This window comes from Umezawaea tangerina (genome assembly GCF_003002815.1).
In the GTDB taxonomy this organism is placed as follows: Bacteria; Actinomycetota; Actinomycetes; order Mycobacteriales; family Pseudonocardiaceae; genus Umezawaea; species Umezawaea tangerina.
On the sequence record NZ_PVTF01000031.1, the window covers coordinates 1 to 1,463 of the forward strand.

Sequence of the window (1,463 nt, forward strand, 5' to 3'; positions counted from 1 at the left end):
GGTCCTAGTAGGGCTTCGTTAGGTGCTGTCGACCTGGGGTTTCTGTGGGTTGGTTGTGGCCTGGGCGGGTTGTCGACAGGTGTGGCAGACGCCGGTCCAGGCCGCGAGTAAGTGTTGGAGTTCGCGCAGGACGGCATAGAGGGTCAGTCCCGCGCAGGGGCTTTTGGGGTGCGGCGGAGCTTTGTGCAGATCGCCTGGGCGACGGAGGCGAGGGTGACGTGGCGGTGCCAGCCGAGCCAGGAGCGGCCCTCGAAGTGGTCCAGGCCGAGACCGTCTTTGAGCTCGCGGTAGTCGTGCTCGATGCGCCACCGCATCTTGGCCAGTTTCACCAGGTCGCGCAGACGGATGTCAGCGGGCAGGGTGGACAGCCAGTAGTCGGTGGGCTCGGGTTCGCCGGTGGGCCACTCGGCCAGCAGCCAGCACTCGGGCAGGCTGCCGTCGGCGGCGCGGGGGATGTTGCGGTTGGCCGGGCGCACCCGCAGCGCGAGGAAACGGGAACGCATGGTCGCGGTCGGGTTGCCCGCACTCTTGTGGGAGCCGTGGCGCCAGACCACGAACCGCCCGGCCGAACGTCCCGCCTCGGCGGTCAGGGCCTTGGCGGTGACGGGCCTGTCCGGATAGGTCGTCCTCGTCGGCGGCCGGCCGGTGCCCGACCAGGTCGGCGGGACCGGGGCGGTGTCGGCGGGGTGCAGGCTGGTGGAGGCCGACACCGCCACCGCGTAGGTCAGACCGCGGTCGGTCAGCCCCTGGCGGAATGCGGTGGCGTCGCCGTAGGCGGAATCGGCCACCACCGGTCGTCGCGGCATGCCCCAGTCGAGGAGTTCGTCGATCATGTCCAGGGCCAGCCGCCACTTCTCCCGGTGCCGCACCTCGTCCGGGATCGCGCAGCGGGCCCGCTTCCGGGCGACCTCGGCAGCGGCGCGCTCGTCGTCGGCCTTGCGGTCGTCCCAGGACTCGGGCAGGAACAACCTCCAGTCCACCGCCGCGGAGGTCCAGTCGGTGACCGCGTGCACGCTGACCCCGACCTGGCAGTTTCCCCGCTTGCCCAACGCCCCGCAGTACATCCGCGCGACCCCCGGGGACGAGGTCCCGTCCTTGGGAAAGCCGGTGTCGTCCACCGCCAACGCGTCCGGATCGACGAACCCCGCCGCCCACACCGCCAACCTGCGCCGGACCTCGACATGATCCCAGGTCGAGGTCGTCACGAACTGCTGCAACTGCTGGTGATCCACACCCAGTCGCTCGCCCATCGGCTGCATCGACTTGCGCTTGCCGTCCAACAACAGGCCACGCAGGTATAACTCGCCCTTACCCCGCTGATCACGACGGGCGAACCCGCCGAACATGTCCGCCGCGAAGTCTTCGATCACCGGGCGAACCAACGCCATCTCCTCCGGCCTCACCACCACAGAAGATCACATCACCGACACACCCCAGCACTCGACCTAACGAAGCCCTACTAG

1 protein-coding gene is annotated in these 1,463 nt (G+C 69.3%); it reads right to left on the reverse strand.

Translation table 11 applies throughout. The features are described from left to right. Window positions 1-143: 143 nt before the first annotated feature. Window positions 144-1,403, reverse strand: a complete 1,260-nt coding sequence (locus tag CLV43_RS46905) for an IS701 family transposase (RefSeq protein ID WP_425445814.1) — start codon at window positions 1,401-1,403, stop codon at window positions 144-146. Between the last annotated feature and the right edge of the window lie 60 nt (window positions 1,404-1,463).